The sequence below is a fragment of the Aeromicrobium sp. EU05-FHT14F07 genome, from assembly GCF_058790455.1.
This window is the reverse complement of sequence record NZ_JBYTCR010000013.1, coordinates 76,128-96,786: the sequence shown is the minus strand read 5'-3', so window position 1 is coordinate 96,786 and position 20,659 is coordinate 76,128. Positions and strand designations below refer to the sequence as shown.

The 20,659-nt window shown below is 72.5% G+C and carries 16 protein-coding genes and 1 tRNA gene; 10 read left to right on the top strand and 7 right to left on the bottom strand.

The annotated features are described in order from the left end of the window. Positions 1 to 21: 21 nt before the first annotated feature. From AC3WRM_RS12520 to AC3WRM_RS12510, 3 genes are all read left to right on the top strand, one after another. Positions 22 to 1,377, top strand: a complete 1,356-nt coding sequence (locus tag AC3WRM_RS12520; RefSeq protein ID WP_492247049.1) for an amidase — start codon at positions 22 to 24, stop codon at positions 1,375 to 1,377. Further along, the gene (locus tag AC3WRM_RS12515) at positions 1,374 to 2,144 is read left to right on the top strand and encodes a methyltransferase domain-containing protein (protein ID WP_492247048.1); all 771 of its coding nucleotides are present in this window, start codon (positions 1,374 to 1,376) and stop codon (positions 2,142 to 2,144) included. Before AC3WRM_RS12520 ends, AC3WRM_RS12515 begins: the two co-directional genes overlap by 4 nt. Before the next feature lie 35 nt (positions 2,145 to 2,179). Next, positions 2,180 to 2,258 (top strand) — tRNA-Gln (locus tag AC3WRM_RS12510). A gap of 8 nt (positions 2,259 to 2,266) precedes the next feature. Here AC3WRM_RS12510 and AC3WRM_RS12505 read toward each other — a convergent pair. Further along, positions 2,267 to 2,431: a hypothetical protein gene (locus AC3WRM_RS12505; RefSeq protein WP_492247047.1), complete on the bottom strand. Its 165-nt coding sequence runs from the start codon at positions 2,429 to 2,431 to the stop codon at positions 2,267 to 2,269. Positions 2,432 to 2,484: 53 nt separating this feature from the next. Further along, positions 2,485 to 3,771 carry an HNH endonuclease signature motif containing protein gene (locus tag AC3WRM_RS12500; RefSeq protein WP_492247046.1) on the bottom strand — a complete coding sequence of 429 codons (1,287 nt, stop codon included), beginning with the start codon at positions 3,769 to 3,771 and terminating at the stop codon, positions 2,485 to 2,487. A gap of 390 nt (positions 3,772 to 4,161) precedes the next feature. Between AC3WRM_RS12500 and glmU the strand changes: the two genes are divergently transcribed. Both glmU and AC3WRM_RS12490 read left to right on the top strand, forming a co-directional pair. Next, the gene (glmU, locus tag AC3WRM_RS12495) at positions 4,162 to 5,619 is read left to right on the top strand and encodes a bifunctional UDP-N-acetylglucosamine diphosphorylase/glucosamine-1-phosphate N-acetyltransferase GlmU (RefSeq protein WP_492247045.1); all 1,458 of its coding nucleotides are present in this window, start codon (positions 4,162 to 4,164) and stop codon (positions 5,617 to 5,619) included. Positions 5,620 to 5,650: 31 nt separating this feature from the next. Further along, the gene (locus AC3WRM_RS12490) at positions 5,651 to 6,586 is read left to right on the top strand and encodes a ribose-phosphate diphosphokinase (protein ID WP_253023999.1); all 936 of its coding nucleotides are present in this window, start codon (positions 5,651 to 5,653) and stop codon (positions 6,584 to 6,586) included. Between the two features lie 84 nt (positions 6,587 to 6,670). Here the strand turns inward: AC3WRM_RS12490 and AC3WRM_RS12485 are convergent, their stop codons facing one another. After that, positions 6,671 to 8,050, bottom strand: a complete 1,380-nt coding sequence (locus tag AC3WRM_RS12485) for an MSCRAMM family protein (protein ID WP_492247044.1) — start codon at positions 8,048 to 8,050, stop codon at positions 6,671 to 6,673. Between the two features lie 193 nt (positions 8,051 to 8,243). Between AC3WRM_RS12485 and AC3WRM_RS12480 the strand changes: the two genes are divergently transcribed. Both AC3WRM_RS12480 and AC3WRM_RS12475 read left to right on the top strand, forming a co-directional pair. Further along, the gene (locus AC3WRM_RS12480) at positions 8,244 to 9,230 is read left to right on the top strand and encodes a glycoside hydrolase family 6 protein (protein WP_492247043.1); all 987 of its coding nucleotides are present in this window, start codon (positions 8,244 to 8,246) and stop codon (positions 9,228 to 9,230) included. Between the two features lie 61 nt (positions 9,231 to 9,291). Next, positions 9,292 to 10,473, top strand: a complete 1,182-nt coding sequence (locus AC3WRM_RS12475) for a response regulator transcription factor (RefSeq protein ID WP_492247042.1) — start codon at positions 9,292 to 9,294, stop codon at positions 10,471 to 10,473. 33 nt (positions 10,474 to 10,506) lie between these two features. Here AC3WRM_RS12475 and AC3WRM_RS12470 read toward each other — a convergent pair whose 3' ends face one another. The 4 genes from AC3WRM_RS12470 to AC3WRM_RS12455 form a co-directional block, all read right to left on the bottom strand. Beyond that, positions 10,507 to 11,232, bottom strand: coding sequence for a hypothetical protein (locus AC3WRM_RS12470; protein ID WP_492247041.1), 726 nt, complete (start codon positions 11,230 to 11,232; stop codon positions 10,507 to 10,509). Between the two features lie 43 nt (positions 11,233 to 11,275). Further along, the gene (locus AC3WRM_RS12465; protein ID WP_492247040.1) at positions 11,276 to 12,736 is read right to left on the bottom strand and encodes a glycosyltransferase family 2 protein; all 1,461 of its coding nucleotides are present in this window, start codon (positions 12,734 to 12,736) and stop codon (positions 11,276 to 11,278) included. Between the two features lie 91 nt (positions 12,737 to 12,827). Further along, the gene (locus AC3WRM_RS12460) at positions 12,828 to 13,907 is read right to left on the bottom strand and encodes a GGDEF domain-containing protein (RefSeq protein ID WP_492247039.1); all 1,080 of its coding nucleotides are present in this window, start codon (positions 13,905 to 13,907) and stop codon (positions 12,828 to 12,830) included. Beyond that, entirely contained in the window at positions 13,907 to 15,694 is a 1,788-nt protein-coding gene (locus tag AC3WRM_RS12455) for a sensor histidine kinase (protein WP_492247038.1), read from the bottom strand. Before AC3WRM_RS12455 ends, AC3WRM_RS12460 begins: the two co-directional genes overlap by 1 nt. A gap of 222 nt (positions 15,695 to 15,916) precedes the next feature. Between AC3WRM_RS12455 and AC3WRM_RS12450 the strand changes: the two genes are divergently transcribed. The 3 genes from AC3WRM_RS12450 to mfd are packed head-to-tail and all read left to right on the top strand — an operon-like array spanning position 15,917 to position 20,658. Continuing rightward, on the top strand, positions 15,917 to 16,576 hold the full coding sequence (locus tag AC3WRM_RS12450; protein ID WP_492247037.1) for a 50S ribosomal protein L25/general stress protein Ctc: 660 nt from the start codon (positions 15,917 to 15,919) through the stop codon (positions 16,574 to 16,576). Beyond that, entirely contained in the window at positions 16,573 to 17,139 is a 567-nt protein-coding gene (pth, locus tag AC3WRM_RS12445) for an aminoacyl-tRNA hydrolase (RefSeq protein WP_492247036.1), read from the top strand. Before AC3WRM_RS12450 ends, pth begins: the two co-directional genes overlap by 4 nt. Then, positions 17,140 to 20,658: a transcription-repair coupling factor gene (mfd, locus tag AC3WRM_RS12440; protein ID WP_492247035.1), complete on the top strand. Its 3,519-nt coding sequence runs from the start codon at positions 17,140 to 17,142 to the stop codon at positions 20,656 to 20,658. The last annotated feature ends 1 nt before the right edge of the window (position 20,659 follow it).

Below are 20,659 nucleotides of genomic sequence, written 5' to 3'. Positions count from 1 at the left end.
CGGGGGCCTACGGTGTCGCCCATGGACGTCGACGACCTCGTGGGCCGTGGCCCGGCCACCCTCGTTCCGCTGCTGCGCGACCGCACGGTGTCGGCGCGCGAGCTGACCATCGCCACGCTGGACGCGATCGAGCGCGAGGACGCGCGGGTGAACGCCGTCGTCGAGTTGCTGGCGGACGAGGCGTTCGACGCCTCGACCGAGGCCGACGCGCGGATCGCCCGCGGAGAGACGGGGCCGTTGCTCGGCGTGCCCGTCGCCATCAAGAACGACGTCGACCTCGCCGGGCGGGTGACCGGGCTCGGGTCGCGCGCCGTCACCCGGGTCGCGCGTCAGGACGGGCCGCTCGTCGAGGCGCTGCTCGCGGCGGGTGCCGTGCCGGTCGCCACGACGACGCTCCCCGAGCTCGCGATCTACGGGTTCACCGAGTCGGCGGCACGGGGCGTGACGCGCAACCCGCACGACCTCGACCGCACGCCCGGCGGCTCGTCCGGAGGGTCCGCGGCGCTCGTCGCCGCGGGCGCGGTCGGGGTGGCGACGGCGTCCGACGGCGCCGGCTCGATCCGCATCCCCGCGGCGAGCTGCGGACTCGTCGGCTTCAAGACGACGCACGGGTTCGTGCCCGGCTCGGGCGGCTGGCACGGGCTGTCGACGCAGGGCTGCGTGACGCCGACGGTGCGCGACACGGCCGTCTACCTCGACGCGGTGGGGCGCGGTGCTCCGGGCGCCCTCGCGCACGCGGCGGACACACCGCCGCGGGTGCTCAGGATCGGCGTGACGACCAGTGCCGCCGCGGCGGGGCGGCCCGAGGCCCTGCACCGCGACGTGAGGTCGGCCGTCGACCACGTGGCGGGCCTGCTCGACGGTCTCGGTCACGAGGTCGCCGCCGTGAAGGTGCCGTACGGTCTGGACGCCAAGGCGCTGACAGTGCGCTACCTCGCCGGTATCACCGAGTCGGCGTCGCACGTCGACGACCCGTCGCAGCTCGAGCCGCGTACCCGTCAGGTCGTGCGCCTCGGCCGTCCGTTCGGCCCGTCGGCGGTCGCGTGGGCCCAGCGCGCCGGGCTGCGGTTCGGCTCGACGGTGCTCGACCGGCTCGGTATCGACGTGCTGCTGTCGCCGGTCATGAGCGGTCCGGCCCTCCCCGTCGGCCACTTCGCGGGCAAGGGCGGCCTGCGCACCGTGCTCGGCATGAACGCGTTCTACCCGTACACCGCGCAGTGGAACCACGCCGGTCTGCCCGCGGTGTCGCTGCCGGTGGGCCGGTCGCGCAAGCGGGGGCTCCCGCTCGCCGTGCAGCTCGTCGCGCGGCGCGAGCAGGACCCGCTCCTGATGTCGGTCGCGTCCCAGGTCGAGGCCGCGCTGCGAGACTCCGCATGAGGTGGGACCCGGAGCAGTACCTGCGCTTCGCCGACGACCGCGGGCGTCCGTTCGTCGACCTCGTCGCTCGGGTTCCGTCGGACGCCGACGTCGTGGTCGACCTCGGGTGCGGCGCCGGCAACCTGACGGCCGTGCTGCGCGACCGCTGGCCGGGCGCCCAGGTGCTGGGTGTCGACTCCTCACCGGAGATGGTCGCGCGGGCGACCACGACGAACGAGGACCCCGCGGCGTCGTACGTCGTCGCGGACGTCACGTCGTGGGCGCCCGACGGGCCGGTGGACGTGATCACGTCGAACGCGATGTTCCAGTGGGTCCCGGAGCAGGAGGACGTCCTGCGGCGCCTCGCGGAGCACGTGACGCCGGGCGGCGCGATCGCCGTGCAGGTGCCGAACAACGCGGACGCCCCGAGCCATGCGCTGATGCGGGAGGTGGCGGACCGGCCCGCCTACGCGGACCACACGGCGGGAGTGCTGTCGGTGCGCGGCACGGGCCCGCAGACGTACCTGGACCTGTTCGCCTCGCTGGGCTGGTCGTGCGACGCCTGGGAGACGACCTACCTGCACGTGCTCCCGGGCGACGACCCGGTGTTCGAGTGGGTCAAGGGCACCGGAGCACGTCCGATCCTGCAGTCCCTGCCCCACGACCTGCGCGAGCGATTCGTGGCGGAGTACAAGGCAGCGCTGCGCGAGGCCTACCCTCGTCGGCCGTACGGGACGGTCCTCCCGTTCCGTCGGACGTTCGCCGTGGCCGTCCGTCCGCTCGGGTAGCCTGGGACGGCCGTCGTGGCCGTGTGCCACGACGTTCCCCGGTTGGTCTGCCGGCAGGGCCCGCCTGACTTTGAATCAGGACAAGCGACGTAGGTTCGACTCCTACCCGGGGAGCCGCACGGTCAGTTCTCGTCGAGGGTGCCGACGGGGTCGAAGGTGAAGGACCCGAGGTGCTCCTGCACGCCGCGGAACGCCTCCGCGATCTCGGGGTCCTCCAGGGCCTTCTCCAGGGAGCGCAGGGCTTCCTGCGTCCGGACGTCGGTCGTCTCCTCGATGGGGTCGCTCATGCGTCCATGGTGACGCGGACCCGGGCACGCTGCTGGGTGAGCGCGCCCCCGGGTCATCGGGGTCGGTACTCGATGTGGTCCGGCCTGGTGTGGTGGATCTCGACGAGCTGGAGGGTGCGGGGCCGCTGGTTCCAGGCGCGGGTGAACGCGGTCTGTGCGGGGATGGTGCGGGTGGGTAGGTGCCAGTGGGCGTTGCCGTGCTCGTCGTGGCTGACCGATAGTGCTCCTCGGGTCTTGAGTCCGTGGTGGGGTGGACACCGGTGGTGCAAGTTCGCCGCTTCGGTGGGGCCACGTTGCTGCCCGGGTGGCGGGTCGGGGTCGTAGGGGATCTGGTGGTCCACGTCGCAGGCGACGGCGGGGCGGGTGCAGCCGGGAACGTCACACGTGCCGTCGACCAGGTTGAGCGCCCGGCGGAGGGGCTGGGTGGGGAAGCGGCCGAGCTCGGTGACGTCGAGGATCCCGCCGTTCTCGTCGGTCAACAACCGCGAGAACAGCGTCCCCTCTTGGGTGGCGAGCTCGGCGAGCAGGGCGGGGTCGAGGACGTGCTGCCCGTCGGTGGAGACGCCCGGCTCGCTGGACAGGCCGAGGAGGGTGGCGAGGGGGACGGTGATGCCGAGGTGGAAGCGGCCCCGCCCTGAGGTGGTCGCGGTGTCGTCCTTGCGCAGGAGAGTGTTCACCAGGGCGTCGGCGCGGGCCTGCGCCAACGTCCGGCCATCGTCCGGGCTCTGACTGCGGGAGGCCTTCGCCGCGAGGGTCAGATCCCGGTCGATCAGCACCGCGTCAGCGGTGGGGATCAACGCCTGGAGCAGGCTCATCCCGTCATCGAGCGCGGTGATCGTGACAGTGCGATCCGCCTCCGCACTCTTGCGGCGCTCGGTGGCGTGGTCGGGTTCGACCCGGACCAGGAACCTGCGCAACCAGCCCTTGAGCTGGCCCAGGGTGTGGCTGGTGGCGTAGGCGAGCACTTCCTCGTCCAACCTGGTGATGTTCTCCGGGTGGTGGAGCTTCCATGCGGTCGAGGCGATCTCCCGCGCCTTGGCCCGGTCGACCTCCCCCCGCAGATGCGCAGCCCACACGGTCGGCAGGTCCATCACCAGGGTCCGGGTCGCCGAGACCAGGCTCGCGACGAACCCCTGCGCGACGTTCAGTTCCACGCTGACCTCCAGGATCGCGACCTGACGGGCGTCCTCCACCTGACGAGCCGAGAGACCTTGGGTGAGGGCGTCGGTGCGGCGGGTCTCGACGAACCGCAGCACCGCCCGAGCCTGCTCCGCCTCCGCCGCCCACACCCGACGCGACGCATCGACTGCGTCGGCCAGGAGGGTGTCGGTGGGGTTCATAGTTCCAACCTAGGCACCCCCTCCGACACCACCCTCCAGCCCAGAAAACCCTGTGGAAGCGGCGGTTTCGGCGTGATTCACGCGGGACTGTTGCCGGGTGGTCTCGATACGCAGCCACGACGCTCCTTCGTCGCGCGTGGCCGCTACTCGACCAGCGGAACCCTTTGCTGGTCGAGTAGCGCGGAGCCGCGACGAAGGAGCGTGCTCCGGGCGTATCGAGACCACTCCAAGCAGTCGCTGGGGGTTGGCTCGCGCTGAGCCGCTGCTGGGTGGTCTCGATACGTCAGGACTTCGCAAGCTCGTCCTGACTACTCGACCAGCGGATCGCTCCGCTCAGTGAGGGATGGTGGAAGGGGAGGGTGGGCCGGGTGGCTCCGTACACTGGCGGGCGTGCCTGAGACCTCCTCGTCGCCCGTGACCGCGATCGTCCTCGCCGCAGGCGCGGGGACCCGCATGAAGTCGCGCACCGCCAAGGTGCTGCACGAGCTCGGCGGGCGCAGCATGCTCGTCCATGCGCTGGAGGCCGTCCGGCAGGTCGGCGCGGCGCGGGTGGTCGCCGTCGTCGGGCACGACCGTGAGCAGGTGTCCGCCGCCGTCACCGCGCACGACGCCGGCGTCGTGCAGGCGGTCCAGGAGGAGCAGCGCGGCACCGGACACGCCGTGCGCGTCGCGCTCGACGCCCTCGACGACGTGCCCGAGGGCACCGTGCTCGTCACCTACGGCGACGTCCCCCTCCTGACCGCCCAGACGCTGTCGACGCTGCTGCTCGACCACACCCACGAGGGGCGGGCCGTCACCATCCTCACGGCGGAGCAGCCCGACCCCACGGGCTACGGCCGCATCCTGCGCGACGGCGACGGCGCCGTCACGGCGATCCGCGAGCACAAGGACGCCACCGACGACGAGCGTCGCGTCCGCGAGGTCAACAGCGGCATCCTGGCCGTCGATGCCGTCTTCCTCGACCACGCGACGCGCAGGCTCGACACCGACAACGCGCAGGGCGAGCTGTACCTGACCGACATCGTCGCCACGGCCGTCCGCGAGGGCCGTCCCGTCGGGGCGCACGTGCTGGAGGACGTCTGGCAGACGAAGGGCGTCAACGACCGGGTGCAGCTGGCCGAGCTGGCCGCCGAGCTGAACCGGCGCACCACGGAGCACTGGATGCGCCAGGGCGTGACGATCGTCGACCCCGCCACGACCTGGATCGACTCCGACGTGACCCTCGGCGCCGACACGGTCCTGCACCCCGGCACCCAGCTGCTCGGGGCGACGACGGTGGGGGAGGGGGCCACGATCGGGCCCGACACCACCCTGCGCAACGTCGAGGTCGGCGACGGCGCCAGCGTCGTCCGCACCCACGGCTCCGACGCGGTCGTCGGGCCGGGCGCGAGCGTCGGCCCGTTCGCCTACCTGCGCCCCGGTGCCGAGCTGGGCGCGCGCGGCAAGATCGGCACGTTCGTCGAGGTCAAGAACGCGACCCTCGGCGAGGGCGCGAAGGTCCCGCACCTGAGCTACGTCGGCGACGCCGAGATCGGCGAGGGCACGAACATCGGCGCGGGCACGATCACGGCCAACTACGACGGTGTGCACAAGCACCGCACGGTCGTCGGCCGGCACGCCCGGACCGGCTCGGACAACGTGTTCGTCGCACCCGTGACGATCGGCGACGGAGCCTTCACCGGGGCGGGGACGATCGTCCGCGAGGACGTCCCGCCGGGGGCGCTGGCCGTGAGCTCGGGGTCACAGAGGACCATAGACGGGTGGGTGCAGCGCAAGCGGCCGGGCACCCCCTCCGCCGACGCCGCTGCCCCAGTCGACGCAAGCGCCGAGGAGACCTCCGGTGAGTGACCTGCTCAAGAAGACGCCGACCAAGAAGATCATGCTCTTCTCGGGTCGTGCTCACCCCGTGCTCGCCGAGGAGGTCGCGAACCTGCTCGAGGTGCCGCTGGTGCCCACGACGGCGTACGACTTCGCCAACGGCGAGATCTACGTCCGCTTCGACGAGTCGGTCCGCGGCAGCGACGCCTTCGTCATCCAGAGCCACTCCGCGCCGATCAACGAGGCGATCATGGAGCAGCTCATCATGATCGACGCCCTGAAGCGCGCGTCGGCCAAGCGCATCACGGTGATCCTCCCGTTCTACGGCTACGCGCGCCAGGACAAGAAGCACCTCGGTCGCGAGCCGATCTCGGCCCGCCTCATGGCCGACCTCTTCACCGCGGCCGGCGCCGACCGGCTGATGACCGTCGACCTGCACACGGCCCAGATCCAGGGCTACTTCGACGGCCCGGTCGACCACCTGCTGGCCATGCCGATCCTCACCCGGTACGTCAAGAACAACTACGGCGACCAGCCGCTCGCGGTCGTCTCGCCCGACGCCGGACGCATCAAGGTGGCGGAGTCGTGGGCCAACGCCCTCGGCGGCGCGCCGCTGGCGTTCATCCACAAGACCCGCGACCCGCGTCGCCCGAACGAGTCCAAGGCCAACCGCGTGGTCGGCGAGGTCGAGGGCCGCACCTGCATCCTCGTCGACGATCTCATCGACACCGGCGGCACCATCGTCCAGGCCGCTGAGGCGCTGAAGGCCGACGGCGCGGCCGACGTGGTCATCGCGGCGACGCACGCCGTGTTCTCCGGTCCGGCGGTCGACCGCCTCAAGAACTCGGTCGCCCGCGAGGTGGTCGTCACCAACACGCTGCCGCTGTCGGACGAGCAGCGCTTCGACTCGCTGACCGTCCTCTCGATCGCGCCGCTGCTGGCCCAGGCCACCGCTGCCGTGTTCGAGGACGGGTCGGTCACCAGCCTGTTCAGCTGAGCCACCGCACGACGAGGGGCCCCGGCATCGTGCCGGGGCCCCTCGTCGTGGTGCCGCGTCGTCGGGCTGCTTGGTCGAACGGGGTCAGCCGGCCGTCGGCGTGGGCGAGGCGGTGGGGCTCGGCGTGACCATCGGGGTGGGCGTGACCGTCGGGCTGGGCGAGGCGGTCGGGCTGGGTGACGCCGTGGGAGTGGGCGTCGGGGCGGGAGCACCGTCGCGGACGAGGCCGAACGCACCGCCAGCGGGTGCGTTGACGCTGCGGCAGGGGCCCCCGTTCACCGTCGGCTGGGCCGCCGAGACGACGGTGCCGATCTTCGACCCGAGGCCGGAGACGGTGAGCTTGTGGTACTTCTGGCCCTTGATGGGCTGCTCGACCTGCAGCACGAGGGTCAGCCAGCAGGACTTCGTGGGCAGGGTGCCGCCGAGCCGGAAGACCCCGTCGGCCTCGCTGGTCGCGGACCCGATGCGTGTGCCGTAGTCGTCGAAGAGCAGCGCCTTGACCCCGGCGAGCGGCTCGTTGGACGTGGCGTCCTTCACCTGCCCGACGATCCTGCCTCCGACGCGGGTGAGTCGAGCGGAGGTCGCCGTGGTGCTGCCGGCGCGGACGGTGCCGGCGAGGTGCACCCGAGCCCCGGCGTAGCCCTGCACGCCCGGGATGATCGCGTCGTAGCGACCGGGGGCGAGGCCCTTCGCGGTGAACGCGCCGCCACGGGCGCGCACGACCCACCACTGTCCGGTGGAGCGGTTCACGAGGGTCAGGGTGACGGCGGACCGCACACCCGTCTGGCCGGCGTACAGGTCGCCGACGAGCGTGCCGGCACGCGTGCCGAGGGCGATGCGGACGTCGCGGTTGCGGCCCTGACGCAGCCCGCTGACCCAGAGGCTCCGGCCGACCCACCTCTGGCGGGCGTCCCACACGAACACCGAGTAGCTGCCGGCCGGCAGGCCTCCGATCGCGAACCCGCCGCGGCGGTCGGCCGTGACGGTGTACGCCGTGCCGTCGCGGGTGACCGCGGTGACCCGGGCGCCGCTGGCCAGGACCCGCCCCCGGGCCGGGCCCTTGGAGATGCGGCCGGTGATGCTCGCGCCGCGCGCCATGCTGATGTTGGCGATGGTCGTGCTGCCGCCGCGCACGACGACCTTCACGTCGCGGGAGACACGGGCGTTCACGTCCCAGCGCGGGCGGCGGTCGCTCACGCGGAGGTAGTAGGTGCCGGGTGCCAGCCACGGCGTGGCGTACCCGCCGCTCGTGCGGAAGGACGTCTTCTGCCGCCACGACGCGTCGAACACGGTGACGGTGACGTCCTTGACCGGACGGCCGGTGCCGGCCTCGGTGATCGCACCACGGACGCGACCGGTCTCGTCGGCCTGGACGGGGGCGACGAGTCCGAGGAGCAGCGCGACGACGGCGAGGATCCCGAGCAGCAGCCGGGGCGCGGGCACGCGCGTGCGCACGTCGGACATGACGATCTCCCTCCGGAGCCGTGGACGGCTCCTGTGTCTCCCCCCGCGATTCTAGTGCGGCGGCCGCGTCGTGATCCCCGGTTTGACGGGGGTCGAAGGTCCTTGATCCGTCGGGACCGTCGGCCCGCGCGATGAGGCGGAGGCCAGTATCCTCAGCGCGTGACCGGGTGCCGGTCCGAGAGGGAGGGTCGAGGTGCAGTCGTCGCACACGCGTCGCTGGGAGCTGGCCGCCGGGGCGGTCGCTGCCGCCGTGGCGGTCTCGGTCGTGCTGCACCTGCTCGGGGTCTCCCTCCCGTTCTGGCCCGCGGGGGCGCAGAGCTCGAACCCCTTCGCGTCCGGGCGCGTGTACGTCGACCCGCACTCGCAGGCGCGCCAGGCGGCGGACGCGGCGTCCGGCGACGACGCCACGGTGCTGCGCCGCGTGGCCGACACGCCGACGGCGATCTGGCTGACGCCCGAGGCGTGGCCGCAGCAGCAGGTGGAGGCGCACGTCCGACGTATCGCGACCGCGGCGCGCGACGCCGACCGGGTCGCCCTGCTCGTGGTCTACGGGATCGCCGACCGCGACTGCCAGGGCGGGGAGTCGGCCGGTGGCCTGCCCCCGGCGGCGTACCGGGACTGGGTCGGTGCCGTCGCGGACGGTGCACGCGGCATCGGCACGACAGTCGCGGTCCTCGAGCCCGACGCCGTGGCTGATGCCGGCCAGTGCGCCGACGCCGACAGCCGGCTCGCGCTGCTGCACGACGCGGTCGACACCCTCGCCGACGCCCACGTCACCACCTACGTCGACGGCGGGCACTCGGACTGGGTGCAGCCGCAGGAGATGGCCTCGCGGCTCGAGCGCGCCGGCGTGGGCGACGCGCGCGGGTTCGCCACCAACGTCTCGTTCTACGCCGACGACGCGCGGGAGCAGGCCTACGCGGAGGCCGTCTCGAAGGCGCTGGGCGGCAGTCACTACGTGATCGACACGGGACGCAACGGCAACGGCGCCGACGGCGAGTGGTGCAACCCGTCGGGTCGCGCGCTGGGTCGGACGCCGGCCGCGGGGGAGGGTTCGCTCGACGCCTTCCTGTGGATCAAGCCGCCCGGGGAGAGCGACGGATCCTGCAACGGCGGGCCTCCGGCGGGGCAGTGGTGGGCCGATCGAGCACTGGACCTGGCGCGCGCGGCCGGTTGGTGACATCGCCCGCACCGGACACGGTTCGTCCTGCGGCGGACCCAGTCGTTGCTACGCTCGCCGCATGGGAGAGAGTGGCGCGCCGATCGCCGTCGTCATCGAGGATGACGCGGACGTCCGGCATCTGCTCCGGACGATCCTCGTCCGGAGCGGTTTCGAGGTCGTCCTGACGAAGGACGGTCCAGAGGGTGTCGAGGCGGTGCGGGCGTACGAACCCGTGCTCACGACGCTCGACGTGAACATGCCCGGCATGGACGGCTTCGCGGCCGCCAAGCTGATCCGCGAGTTCAGCGCCACCTACATCATCATGCTGACCGGGCTCGACGACGAGATCGACGTCGTGCAGGGTCTGGACTCCGGTGCCGACGACTACCTCGTGAAGCCGTTCCGGCCCCGCGAGCTACGAGCCCGGATCGAGTCGGTCATGCGCCGACCGCGCCACCACGTCGACGTCGAGGGCTTCGAGCCCGCGCCGAACGGTGTCGCCTCGACGCCGCCGTCGGCGACGCAGGACCTCCCGCAGCAGGTCCAGGGTCGTCCTGCGCCGACCCCGGCGGAGACGCCGCAGTACGAGCGGCCCCACCAGGACGTGGCCCGCCACCCGGCGCCGGCCTCGTACCCCGTGCAGCCCCCGGCGCCTCGGGAACCGTCGTACGCGGAACCGTCGTACCCCGAGCAGACCTACGACCGCCAGCCCCCGGCGCCGTCGTACCCCGAGGGCCGCTACGGCGACGTGCCGCAGCAGCAGGCGCCGTACACCGACCCGGGGCCGCGGTACCAGGCAGCGCCCCAGCCGATGGCCCCGCCGGCCGACCCCGGCCCCGCCTACCCGACCCACCCGTCGCCGGGCGCACACGCGGTGAGCCACGCTCCCGCCGTCCACGCCGGTGCCCCGCCGCCGGCCCAGACGGGCAACGACGCCTGGATGCGCTGCAACGGTCTCGCGGTCAACGTCGACACGCGCACGGTCACGGTCGACGGCCGCACCGTCGACCTGACCCGGACCGAGTTCGACCTCGTCGCCTCGCTGATGGCGACCGGTCGTCGGGTGCGCAGCAAGGCCGACCTCGTCCTGACCCTGCGGGGCCAGAACTACGTCACGACGTACTTCGTGAACGAGGCCGACAAGCGCGCCGTCGAGGTGCACATGGCGAACGTGCGCCGCAAGCTCGGCGACTCCAGCACCACCCCGCGGTGGATCGAGACCGTGCGCGGCGTCGGGTACCGCATGGCCGAGGACGCCTGAGCGGTCCAGCCGCTCCGACGCCCTCGTCCGACCTCAGTTGGCGTTGATCGGGATCTTCTGGGCCTCGGTGGGGGTCTTCGAGGCGAAGATCGCGATCGGCACCTCCTGCGTCACCAGCTCGGGCACGTACTCGCGGCTGCCGGCGCGGCGCTGGATCCAGACCGTCGCCTTGAAGGTCAGGGTGACGCCCTTGGTGTCCATGGCGAGCGGGCCGATCTTCTGGTTGCGCAGCTCGAAGGCGCCCTTCGGCGACGTGATCAGCATGCCGTAGCGCGAGGCGACCGGCTCCGGGTCGAAGGTGATCCGACGGGCGTCGGCGTCGAGCGTGTACGGGTTCTCGACGTCGCCCGACGACGTGGTCGTGGCCGAGGACACCTGGATCTTCCCGAGGTAGGCGCGGCGCTTCGTGCGGAACGGGTCGCGCAGCTTGCGGGACAGGTCGTACGCCTGCAGCGTGAAGGAGAAGTACTTGTCGCCCAGCGGGTACCACTCGTTGGTCCGGGGCGTCGACTTGGTCGGCCAGATCGTGTAGACGAAGTCGAGGGTGCCGACCCTGACGTGCGACTGGAAGGTGCCGTCGCGCGTGAACTGGGAGTTGAACGCCGCCGTGGGCGACGCGGTGGGCGTGGGCGTGGCGGCCGGTGCCGGCTCGCGGTCGACGAGACCGCACGCGCCGAGGACCAGCGACGCCACGAGGGCGAGGACGACGGCCGACGTCGCGCGGACGACGGGCAGGGGACGGCGGGATGCGCTGGTCACGGGTGTGCTTCCTTCGAGAGGACGAGGGGGACGGGTGGGGCGCTCAGACCGTGTAGCCACGGTAGTTACGCAGGATCTTGATGCCCATCCAGAAGGTCTGGGCGACGGTGATGACACCGAGGATGGGCCAGCCGACGGCCAGGATGGAGGACTGCAGGTCGATCGGGACCTGGAACCACACGGCGGCGGCCGCGATGAAGCCGAAGAGGGCGATTGCGAACGGGTAGAGGTAGCTGTTGCCCGAGCCGCGCTCGGCCTTCGCCTGGGCGGCCCAGTTGTCGGTCTGCTTGCGGCTCGCGAACTTCGTCCAGGCGCGCAGGAAGTGGCCGATCCGGATCCACATGTAGATCTCCGCGGGTAGCAGGAGCACGGCGAAGAGGATGTCGCGGCGGTGGCCGTAGTGCATCGACCGCGCCACCCGGTAGTTCAGCAGGATCGCCACGACCGGCGGCACGAGCCACCAGGGGCTGAAGACGAAGGCGTTGATGGAGAGCGAGGCGAGCAGGAGGCTGAAGAACATGAGGCGCGTGATGATGTTGAGCACCATCGACATGTGCTCGAACCAGCGCAGCCGCAGGTTGGGGTGGAAGGGCTGGCCCTTCGTGTCGCCGCGCTGGCCGGGCCACATGAGCTCGATGGCGCCGAAGTTCCACTTGACCTGCTGCGCGTCGAGGGAGCGCAGCGTGTTCATGCCGCCCACGTGGGCCCGGGCCGTCGCGCTGATCTTCGTGAGGTAGCCGGCGCTCTTGATCTGCAGCGACAGCAGCGAGTCCTCGACCTCGCTGTCCTTCACCCAGGGGGCGCGCTGGTGGGTCTGCGTCATGACGTCGCGCAGCGCCTGCGTCGCGAAGATGGAGAACTGGCCGCCGAGGACGGCCATGTTCCGGCCGCGCAGCAGGTTCTGCATGTTGAAGGCGGCGAACTGTGCCCGCTGGCCGGCCGTGAGGAACTTCGCCATCGGCGTCGGCAGGGCGCTGTCGTCGATGCTGTAGATCGCCGAGATGCCGCCGATCCGGTCGTCGCTGGTGATCTCGTCGACCAGGTCCTTGACGGCCGTCGGCTCGGGCGTGGTGTCGCCGTCGACGCCGATGATGTAGTCGCAGCCCTCCGCGAGGAAGAAGCCGTAGTTCAGGGCGCCGACCTTCTTGTCGGGGTTCTCGCCGATGTCGTGCACGAAGATCTCGACCAGCTGGGTGCCCTCGGGGCGCTCCATCAGGTGCTGGCCGGCGTAGTGGCCGGCGATCTCGACGGTCTCGTCGGTGGTGTTGTTCACGACGACGTGGATGACGTCGGGCAGCCGGGTCTGCACCAGCAGCGCGTCGAGCACCGACGCGATGGTCTCGGCCTCGTTGTAGGACGGCACGACGCAGGCGACGGTGGCGCGCGGCTTGATGCTGCCCGCGACCTCCTCGACGGCGGTGCCGAGGGCGCGGTGCAGCGCCTCGTCGCTGAGGTCGAAGGCGGTGGGGTGTCGGTCCATGGGACCGCGGGCGTCGTGGGACACGGGGGCTCCTGCGCAGTGGGCGTCACCCCATCCTGGTGCCCGGACCTCAGGAAACGCCGCGGTCCGGCCTCAAGGTCTGCTCAAGATCGGCTCAAGTGCGGGGGACGTAGCCGGCCTCGGCGAGCAGGGCGTCGAGGTCGGGCGCGGTCGTGAACGTGTCGGAGGTGCCGAACAGCACCGGGACGGGGACGTCCTGCTCGCCGAGCGCCTCGTTGGACCTGGTGTAGACGGCACGCTCGACGGCGGCCGCGATCTCTGCGGTCCGCTCGGGCGTCTCCGCCGGTGCGAGGACCGCGAAGCGGCCCACGCCGAGGTAGCCGAGGACGGACCAGACGGGCACGTGGCGGCGCAGCGTGTCGGCGACGGTCGCCAGCGCCAGGTCGCCCCCGCGGCGTCCGAACGCCTCGTTGAGCTCCACGAGGTCGGTGATCTCGGCGAGCACCAGCCCGGCGTGCCCGCCGCGCAGCTGGATGCGGTTGAGCCGGTCGGCGGCGGCCTCGACGAACTGGCCCCGGCTGTGCACCCCGAAGACCCGGCCGGTGCCGTGGTCCTCGGACCACCACGCGCCCTCGCGCTCCGCGCGCATGGCGACGAGCAGCTGCAGCAGGACGAGCATCGTGACCAGCAGGAACATGGCCGACAGGTGGTCCGAGCCGCGGTAGACCCGACCGAGCAGCGCGTTGAGCACGACGGCGCCGGCGAAGACGGCGAGCACGACCTGCAGCAGGGTCACGTTGACGTTCGAGCGCATGCTGCTGCGGCGCAGCTCGAGGACCCCCGCGACCGCGAACCCGGCGGCCGCGAGGTAGCCGTCGGGCAGGACGGGCGACCCGAGCGCCTCGAGGCCGCTGCGCAGGAGCACGACGACCACGGCGACGACGAGCGGGGCGACCGGCAGGGCGACGGCGCCACGGAAGCAGCGCAGGCCCGACCAGACCAGGCCGATCGCCACCACGCCGCACGCCGCGCCCGCGGTGTCGGTCTGGAAGGTCAGGACGGTGTCGCCGGTCAGCAGGCTCGCGAACGCTGCGCCGGCGGCGGCGATGAGGCCGCCGGCCCAGAGCCGGTTGGCGGGGTCGTTGTGCCGCATGGCGGTCGTGACCGAGAAGGTGACGGCCACGGCGAGGTAGGGCAGCAGCGTGCCGAGGAGCAGGAGGTCGAGGTCGGACATCAGGCCACGTCCCGCGCGACGCTCTCGTCGGCCGCCGCCGGGAGCCACACGGTGACCGTGGTGCCCTCCTCGAGCTTGCTCGTGATGTCGACGGAGCCGCCGTGGGCGCGGACGATGTCCTGGGTGATGCTCAGCCCCAGCCCCGTGCCCTGCACGCCGGAGCTGCGGGCGCGGTCGGTGCGGTAGAAGCGGGTGAACAGCGACGCCAGCTCGTCCTCGGTCATGCCGCGTCCGGTGTCGCGGACGACGATCTCCACGCCGGGGACGGCCACGGGCCCCTCGCTGGTGATCCCGTGCTCCACGGGCAGGTCGACGGCCTCGGTGGAACGGTGCGCGTCCTGGACCACGACGTCGATCGTGCCGTCGTAGCGGTTGTACTTGACCGCGTTGGTCAGCAGGTTGTCGAGCACCTGGCGCAGCCGGAGCGGGTCCGCCGGGATGGTCGACTCGGTGCGCGTGTCGAGCCGCACCGTGATGAGCCGCTCGGTCGCGAGCGGGCGCACGCCCTCGACGGCGCTGCGGGCGAGCTCGCTGGGTCGGCACGGCTCCATGAGGAGCTTCAGGGGCACGCCGGGCGTCCGGCTCCGCGCGGCCAGGAAGTCGCGCGACAGGGCCAGCATCCGCTCGGTGTTGTCGAGGGCGACCTCGACGAGCTCGCGGGCCTCGTCCCCCAGGTCGGGCTCCGCGAGCGCCAGCTCGAGGTAGCCGAGGGCGGCGGTGAGCGGCGTCTTGATCTCGTGGGACACGGCGGCGACGGCGTCGTCGCGCGCCTGGGCGTCGGCGAGCTCCTTGCTGACGTCGCGCGCCACGAACACGTAGCGGTCCGAGCGCGGGCCCGTGACGCGGCGGATGCTGACGCTCAGCGGCACCTGGGCCGGGCCCGGCGGCCCGAGCCGGACCAGCAGTCCCTCGACGTCTTGGCCCGAGCGGACGAGGGCGAGCGGCTTCTCGCCCGCCGCGAGCGGCGTGGTGCCGTCGGCGCGGTACAGCGGCGCGTGCAGCACGGCCTCGGCGGCGTCGGCGGCGCCGACGTGGCGGGCCAGCGCCTCGGCGGCGCGGTTGGCGGTGACCCCGCCGTCGGCGTCGAGGGTGACCACGGCGAAGTCGACGACGTCGAGGACCTCCGCGAGGGTGCGCTCCTGGGTGCGCGCCGAGTCGAGCGCGGAGCCGACGAGCCGGGTCTGGGACTCCAGCAGCCGCCGCTGTGAGCGGTTCCGCGCCGTCCAGCGCGATCCCGCCCACGAGGTCAGCGCGAACAGCAGGGCGAGGTTCAGCAGGGTGGTCACCGCGCTGGTCCACGGCTGGTCGCCCCTCAGGTCGCGCACGCCCGCCACGACGACGATCGCGACGAGCGCCGTGCCGAGCACGCACGCCCGGGGCAGCGCGGGGAGCTGGATCGACGCCCAGGCGACCGGCAGGACGGCGAGCACGGCGAACCCGGCACCGGGCGCGGCGTAGTAGAGCAGGCTGCACACGACCACGTCGAGCACCGCGATGAGCGTGGCCGCCACCACCGTCGACCCGGCCCGGTCGATGCCGAGGGACCCGAGCATGGCGGTCAGCAGGGCGGTCACGCCCGCGACCACGATGCCGGCGGTGAACGCCCCCTGGTGCACGGGCAGCGACGTCACGAGCGACGACACGACCGGCAGCGCGAGCCCGGTGAGGAACAGGAACTGCGCCGCGAACACCTCGCTCGGCACCACCGGGGTGCGGGTGCGGGGCACGCCGTCGCCGGAGGTCGCGGGGATCTCCCCGGGACCGCCCGGGGAAGTCGGCGTCCGCATGAGGCGACCCTAGCAATCCGGCACCGTCGGCGGTGGCCGATTTCACCGGCGGCGGAGGGCTCCTGTAGGCTGACGCAGTTGCCTCGGCGAGGGTCGGCAGGTCCGACCGTGATCGACAGGGCGCTCCCCGGAGTGTCGTGTCCGACCTGCTGGGGCGACGACCGGCCGAGTCCACGGCCGCCCCACCTCGTTCGCCCGCACCACACCTCCAGGAGTTCCCTCGTGGCCGAGATCACCATCCCCGCCGAGCCCCGCACCGAGTTCGGCAAGGGCGCTGCCCGCCGCATCCGTCGCGCCGACCAGGTTCCCGCCGTCCTCTACGGACACGGCACCGACCCCGTCCACGTGACGCTGCCGGGTCACGCGCTCATGCTCGCCCTGAAGAACAGCAACGCGCTGCTCTCGATCGAGGTCGGCTCCGAGTCGCACCTCGCCATCGCGAAGCAGGTCCAGCGCGACCCGCTGAAGGGCTTCATCGAGCACGCCGACCTCCTCATCGTCAAGCGCGGCGAGAAGGTCGTCGTCGACGTCGCCGTCCAGCTCGAGGGCGACGCGCAGCCCGACACGCTGGTCGTCCTCGAGAACGCCACGGTGTCGCTCGAGGTCGAGGCCACGCACATCCCGGAGGCCGTCGAGGTCTCGATCGAGGGTCTCGAGGTCGGCGCCCAGGTGCTCGCCTCCGACCTGTCGCTGCCCTCCGGCGCCGCGCTCGCGGTCGAGGAGGACCTGCTGGTCGTCAACGTCACCGCCGCGCCGACGGCCGCCGACGTCGAGGCCGAGCTGGAGGAGGCCGAGGCCGAGGCCGGCATCGAGCGCGACGAGCCCGAGGACGCCGAGGGTGCGAACGCCGAGGGCGAGTCCGAGGGCGACACCGAGTCGTGACCTGGCTGGTCGTGGGGCTCGGGAACCCGGGCCCCACGTACGCCGCCACCCGGCACAACGTCGGGTACATGGTCGCCGACGTGCTCGCGGAGCGCGTGGGCGGCCGTTTCAAGGCGCACGCCTCGGGCCGCGCCGAGGTGGTCGAGGGGCGGGTCGCCGGTGAGCGGGCCGTCCTCGGTCGGCCGCGCTCGTACATGAACGAGAGCGGCGGGCCCGTCTCGACGCTCATGAAGTACTTCGACGTCGACGCCGAGCACCTCGTGGTCGTCCACGACGAGCTCGACATCGACTTCGGCGCCCTGCGGCTCAAGCTCGGCGGAGGCGACAACGGCCACAACGGCCTCAAGTCCATCCGCCAGTCGATCGGCACCGGCGACTTCCACCGTGTGCGTGTCGGCATCGGCCGGCCCCCGGGACGCCAGAGCGTGCACGACTTCGTGCTGAAGCCCTACTCCTCGACCGAGCGCAAGGACCTCCCGGTGTACCTCGAGGAGGCTGCCGACGCGATCGAGAGCCTCGTCACCCGCGGACTATCCGAGACCCAGAGCGCGTTCAACCGGTAGATGGACCTCCACGCCCTCCTCTCGCCCCACCTGAACGGCCCCCTGGTCGAGGCGCTCGCCGAGCGTCCGCGCACCCTCTCCGTGCAGGGCCCCGCCTCGGTGCAGCCGTTCGTGACCCGAGCGCTGGCCGACACCTCCACGGTGCTCGCGGTCACCTCCACGGCACGTGAGGCCGACGAGCTCGCCGCCGACGTCGCCGTGCTCCTCGGGGAGGAGGCCGTCGCGGTCTACCCCGCCTGGGAGACGTTGCCCCACGAGCGGCTCTCGCCACGCTCGGACACGGTCGGCCGTCGGCTCGCCGTCCTGCGCCGTCTCGTGCACCCGGGGCCGGGCGCCCCGCCGGTCCGGGTGGTCGTCGCGCCGGTGCGATCGGTGCTGCAGCCGCAGGTCAAGGGCCTGGCCGACCTGCGGCCCGTCGAGCTGGTGGTCGGACAGCAGGCGCCGCTCGACGACGTCGTCCGCGACCTGGCCGCCGCTGCCTACGTGCGCGTCGACCTGGTGGAGCGGCGCGGCGAGTTCGCCGTGCGCGGCGGCATCGTCGACGTCTTCCCGCCGACCGACGCGCACCCGGTGCGGGTCGACTTCTGGGGCGACGAGGTCGAGGAGATCCGCTCGTTCTCGGTCGCGGACCAGCGCACGACCGATCCGGTCGAGCGGCTGTGGGCGCCCCCGTGCCGCGAGCTGCTGCTCACCGACGAGGTCCGCGAGCGAGCCCGGGTGCTCGCTGCCGCCCACCCGTCGCTCGCCGAGCTGTTCGGCAAGCTCGCCGAGGGTCACGCCGTCGAGGGCATGGAGTCGCTCTCGCCGATCCTGACGGATGAGATGGAGCTGCTGGTCGAGCTGCTCCCGGACGACGCCGTCGTCCTGGTCCACGAGCCCGAGAAGGTCAGGGCCCGCGCCGCCGACCTCAACGCGACGAACGAGGAGTTCCTGCAGGCCTCCTGGGCGGCAGCGGCGACCGGCGCCGAGGCGCCGATCGACCTCGGCTCCGCGGCATTCCGCGACCTCGACGACGTCCGCGACGTCGCACTCGCCGGCGGGTCGTCCTGGTGGAGCCTGTCGCCGTTCGGCCTCGACGACGAGGAGACCGTCGCGGCGACGGCCGAGGCGGCGCCGCTCTACCGCGGCGACACCGAGGCCGCGGTGGCCGACGTCCGCGCCTGGCTCGCCGACGGACGTCTCGTCGTGCTCGCGACGCCGGCGGCCGGGCAGGCCCAGCGCACGGTGGAGTGGCTGGCCGAGCACGACGTGCCGGCGACCCTCGTCGACGCCGCCGGAGACGCGGACGGAGACGCCGGGGGCGATGGTGGGCCGCCGGCGGTCGGCAGCGGCGTGGTCGCCGTCGTGGTGGCCGACCTGAGGCACGGCCTCGTGGCGCCCCGTGCCGTCCTCCTCACCCACGACGACCTCGTCGGCCAGCGCGCCGCCGAGCGTCCGGACCGGTCCAGCATGCCCACGCGCCGACGCAAGCAGGTCGACCCGCTCGAGCTCAAGGCCGGCGACCACGTCGTGCACGAGCAGCACGGGGTCGGGCGCTACGTCGAGCTCGTCAACCGCACCGTGCAGGGCGCGGCACGCGAGTACCTCGTCATCGAGTACGCGCCGAGCAAGCGCGGCCAGCCGGGCGACCGCCTGTTCGTCCCGATGGACCAGCTCGACCAGGTCAGCCGCTACGTGGGCGGCGAGAGCCCGAGCCTCGACAAGCTCGGCGGTGCCGACTGGACGGCGCGCAAGAACAAGGCGCGCAAGGCCGTCCGCCAGATCGCCGGCGAGCTCATCAAGCTGTACGCCGCCCGTCAGTCGACCAAGGGCCACGCCTTCGGTCCCGACACCCCGTGGCAGGCCGAGCTCGAGGACGCCTTCGCCTTCGTCGAGACGCCGGACCAGCTCGTGACGATCGACGAGGTCAAGCGCGACATGGAGCGCTCCGTGCCGATGGACCGTCTGGTCTGCGGCGACGTCGGCTACGGCAAGACCGAGATCGCCGTGCGGGCCGCCTTCAAGGCGATCCAGGACGGCAAGCAGGTCATCCTGCTCGTGCCCACGACCCTGCTCGTCCAGCAGCACTACGCGACCTTCGCCGAGCGGTTCGGGCAGTTCCCGGTGACCATCCGCCCGCTCTCGCGGTTCCAGACCGAGAAGGAGTCGCAGGAGACGCTCGCGGGTCTGGCCGACGGCAGCGTCGACCTCGTGGTCGGGACGCACCGGCTCCTGCAGCCCGGGGTCCAGATCAAGGACCTCGGTCTCGTGATCGTCGACGAGGAGCAGCGCTTCGGCGTCGAGCACAAGGAGGCGCTGAAGCACCTCCGCGCCGCGGTCGACGTGCTGGCGATGTCGGCGACGCCGATCCCGCGCACCCTCGAGATGGCGGTCACCGGCATCCGCGAGATGTCGACGATCGCCACGCCGCCGGAGGAGCGCCACCCCGTGCTGTCCTTCATCGGCGCCTACGACGACAAGCAGGTGGCGGCGGCGATCCGCCGCGAGCTGCTGCGCGAGGGGCAGGCGTTCTTCATCCACAACCGCGTCCAGTCGATCGACAAGGTGGTCAAGCGGCTGGGCGAGCTCGTCCCGGAGGCGCGTGTGGCCGCCGCGCACGGCCAGATGGGCGAGCAGGCGCTGGAGAAGGTCATGGTCGACTTCTGGGAGAAGCGCTACGACGTCCTCGTCTGCACGACGATCGTCGAGTCGGGCCTGGACGTGTCGAACGCGAACACGATGATCATCGAGCGGGCCGACACGCTCGGCCTCTCGCAGCTGCACCAGCTGCGCGGCCGGGTCGGGCGAGGTCGCGAGCGGGCCTACGCGTACTTCCTGTACCCGCCCGACAAGCCGCTCACCGAGACCGCCCACGACCGGCTTGCGACCATCGCGCAGCACTCGGAGCTGGGCGGCGGCATGCAGGTGGCGATGAAGGACCTCGAGATCCGCGGCGCGGGCAACCTGCTGGGCGGCGAGCAGTCGGGCCACATCGCCGACGTCGGCTTCGACCTGTACGTGCGGCTCGTCGGCGAGGCCGTCGCGGAGTTCCGCGGCGACGGGGGAGAGGACGGGCAGCCGGGCGGGCGCGAGGTCAAGCTCGAGCTCCCCGTGGAGGCGCACCTGCCGCACGACTACGTGCCGAGCGAGCGGCTGCGCCTGGAGATGTACAAGCGGCTCGCCGACGTCCGCTCCGACGCCGACGTGGAGGAGCTGCGCGCCGAGCTGGTCGACCGGTACGGCGAGCCGCCGGAGGTCACCGAGGTCCTGCTCGACGTCGCGCGCCTGCGCGTCGCGGTCCGCGCCGCGGGGCTGACGGAGGTGACGTCGGCCGGGTCCCAGATCCGCTTCGGCGGCGTCGACCTGCCGGAGTCGGCGCAGATGCGGCTGCGACGGGTCTACCCGAAGAGCCTGTACAAGCCGGCGACGCACGTCGCGCTGGTGCCCGCCCCCAGGACGGCGCCGGTCGGCGGGCGTCCGCTGCGCGGTCGCGAGCTGCTGCAGTGGGTGGCCACGGTCGTCGAGACGCTCACGGCCTGAG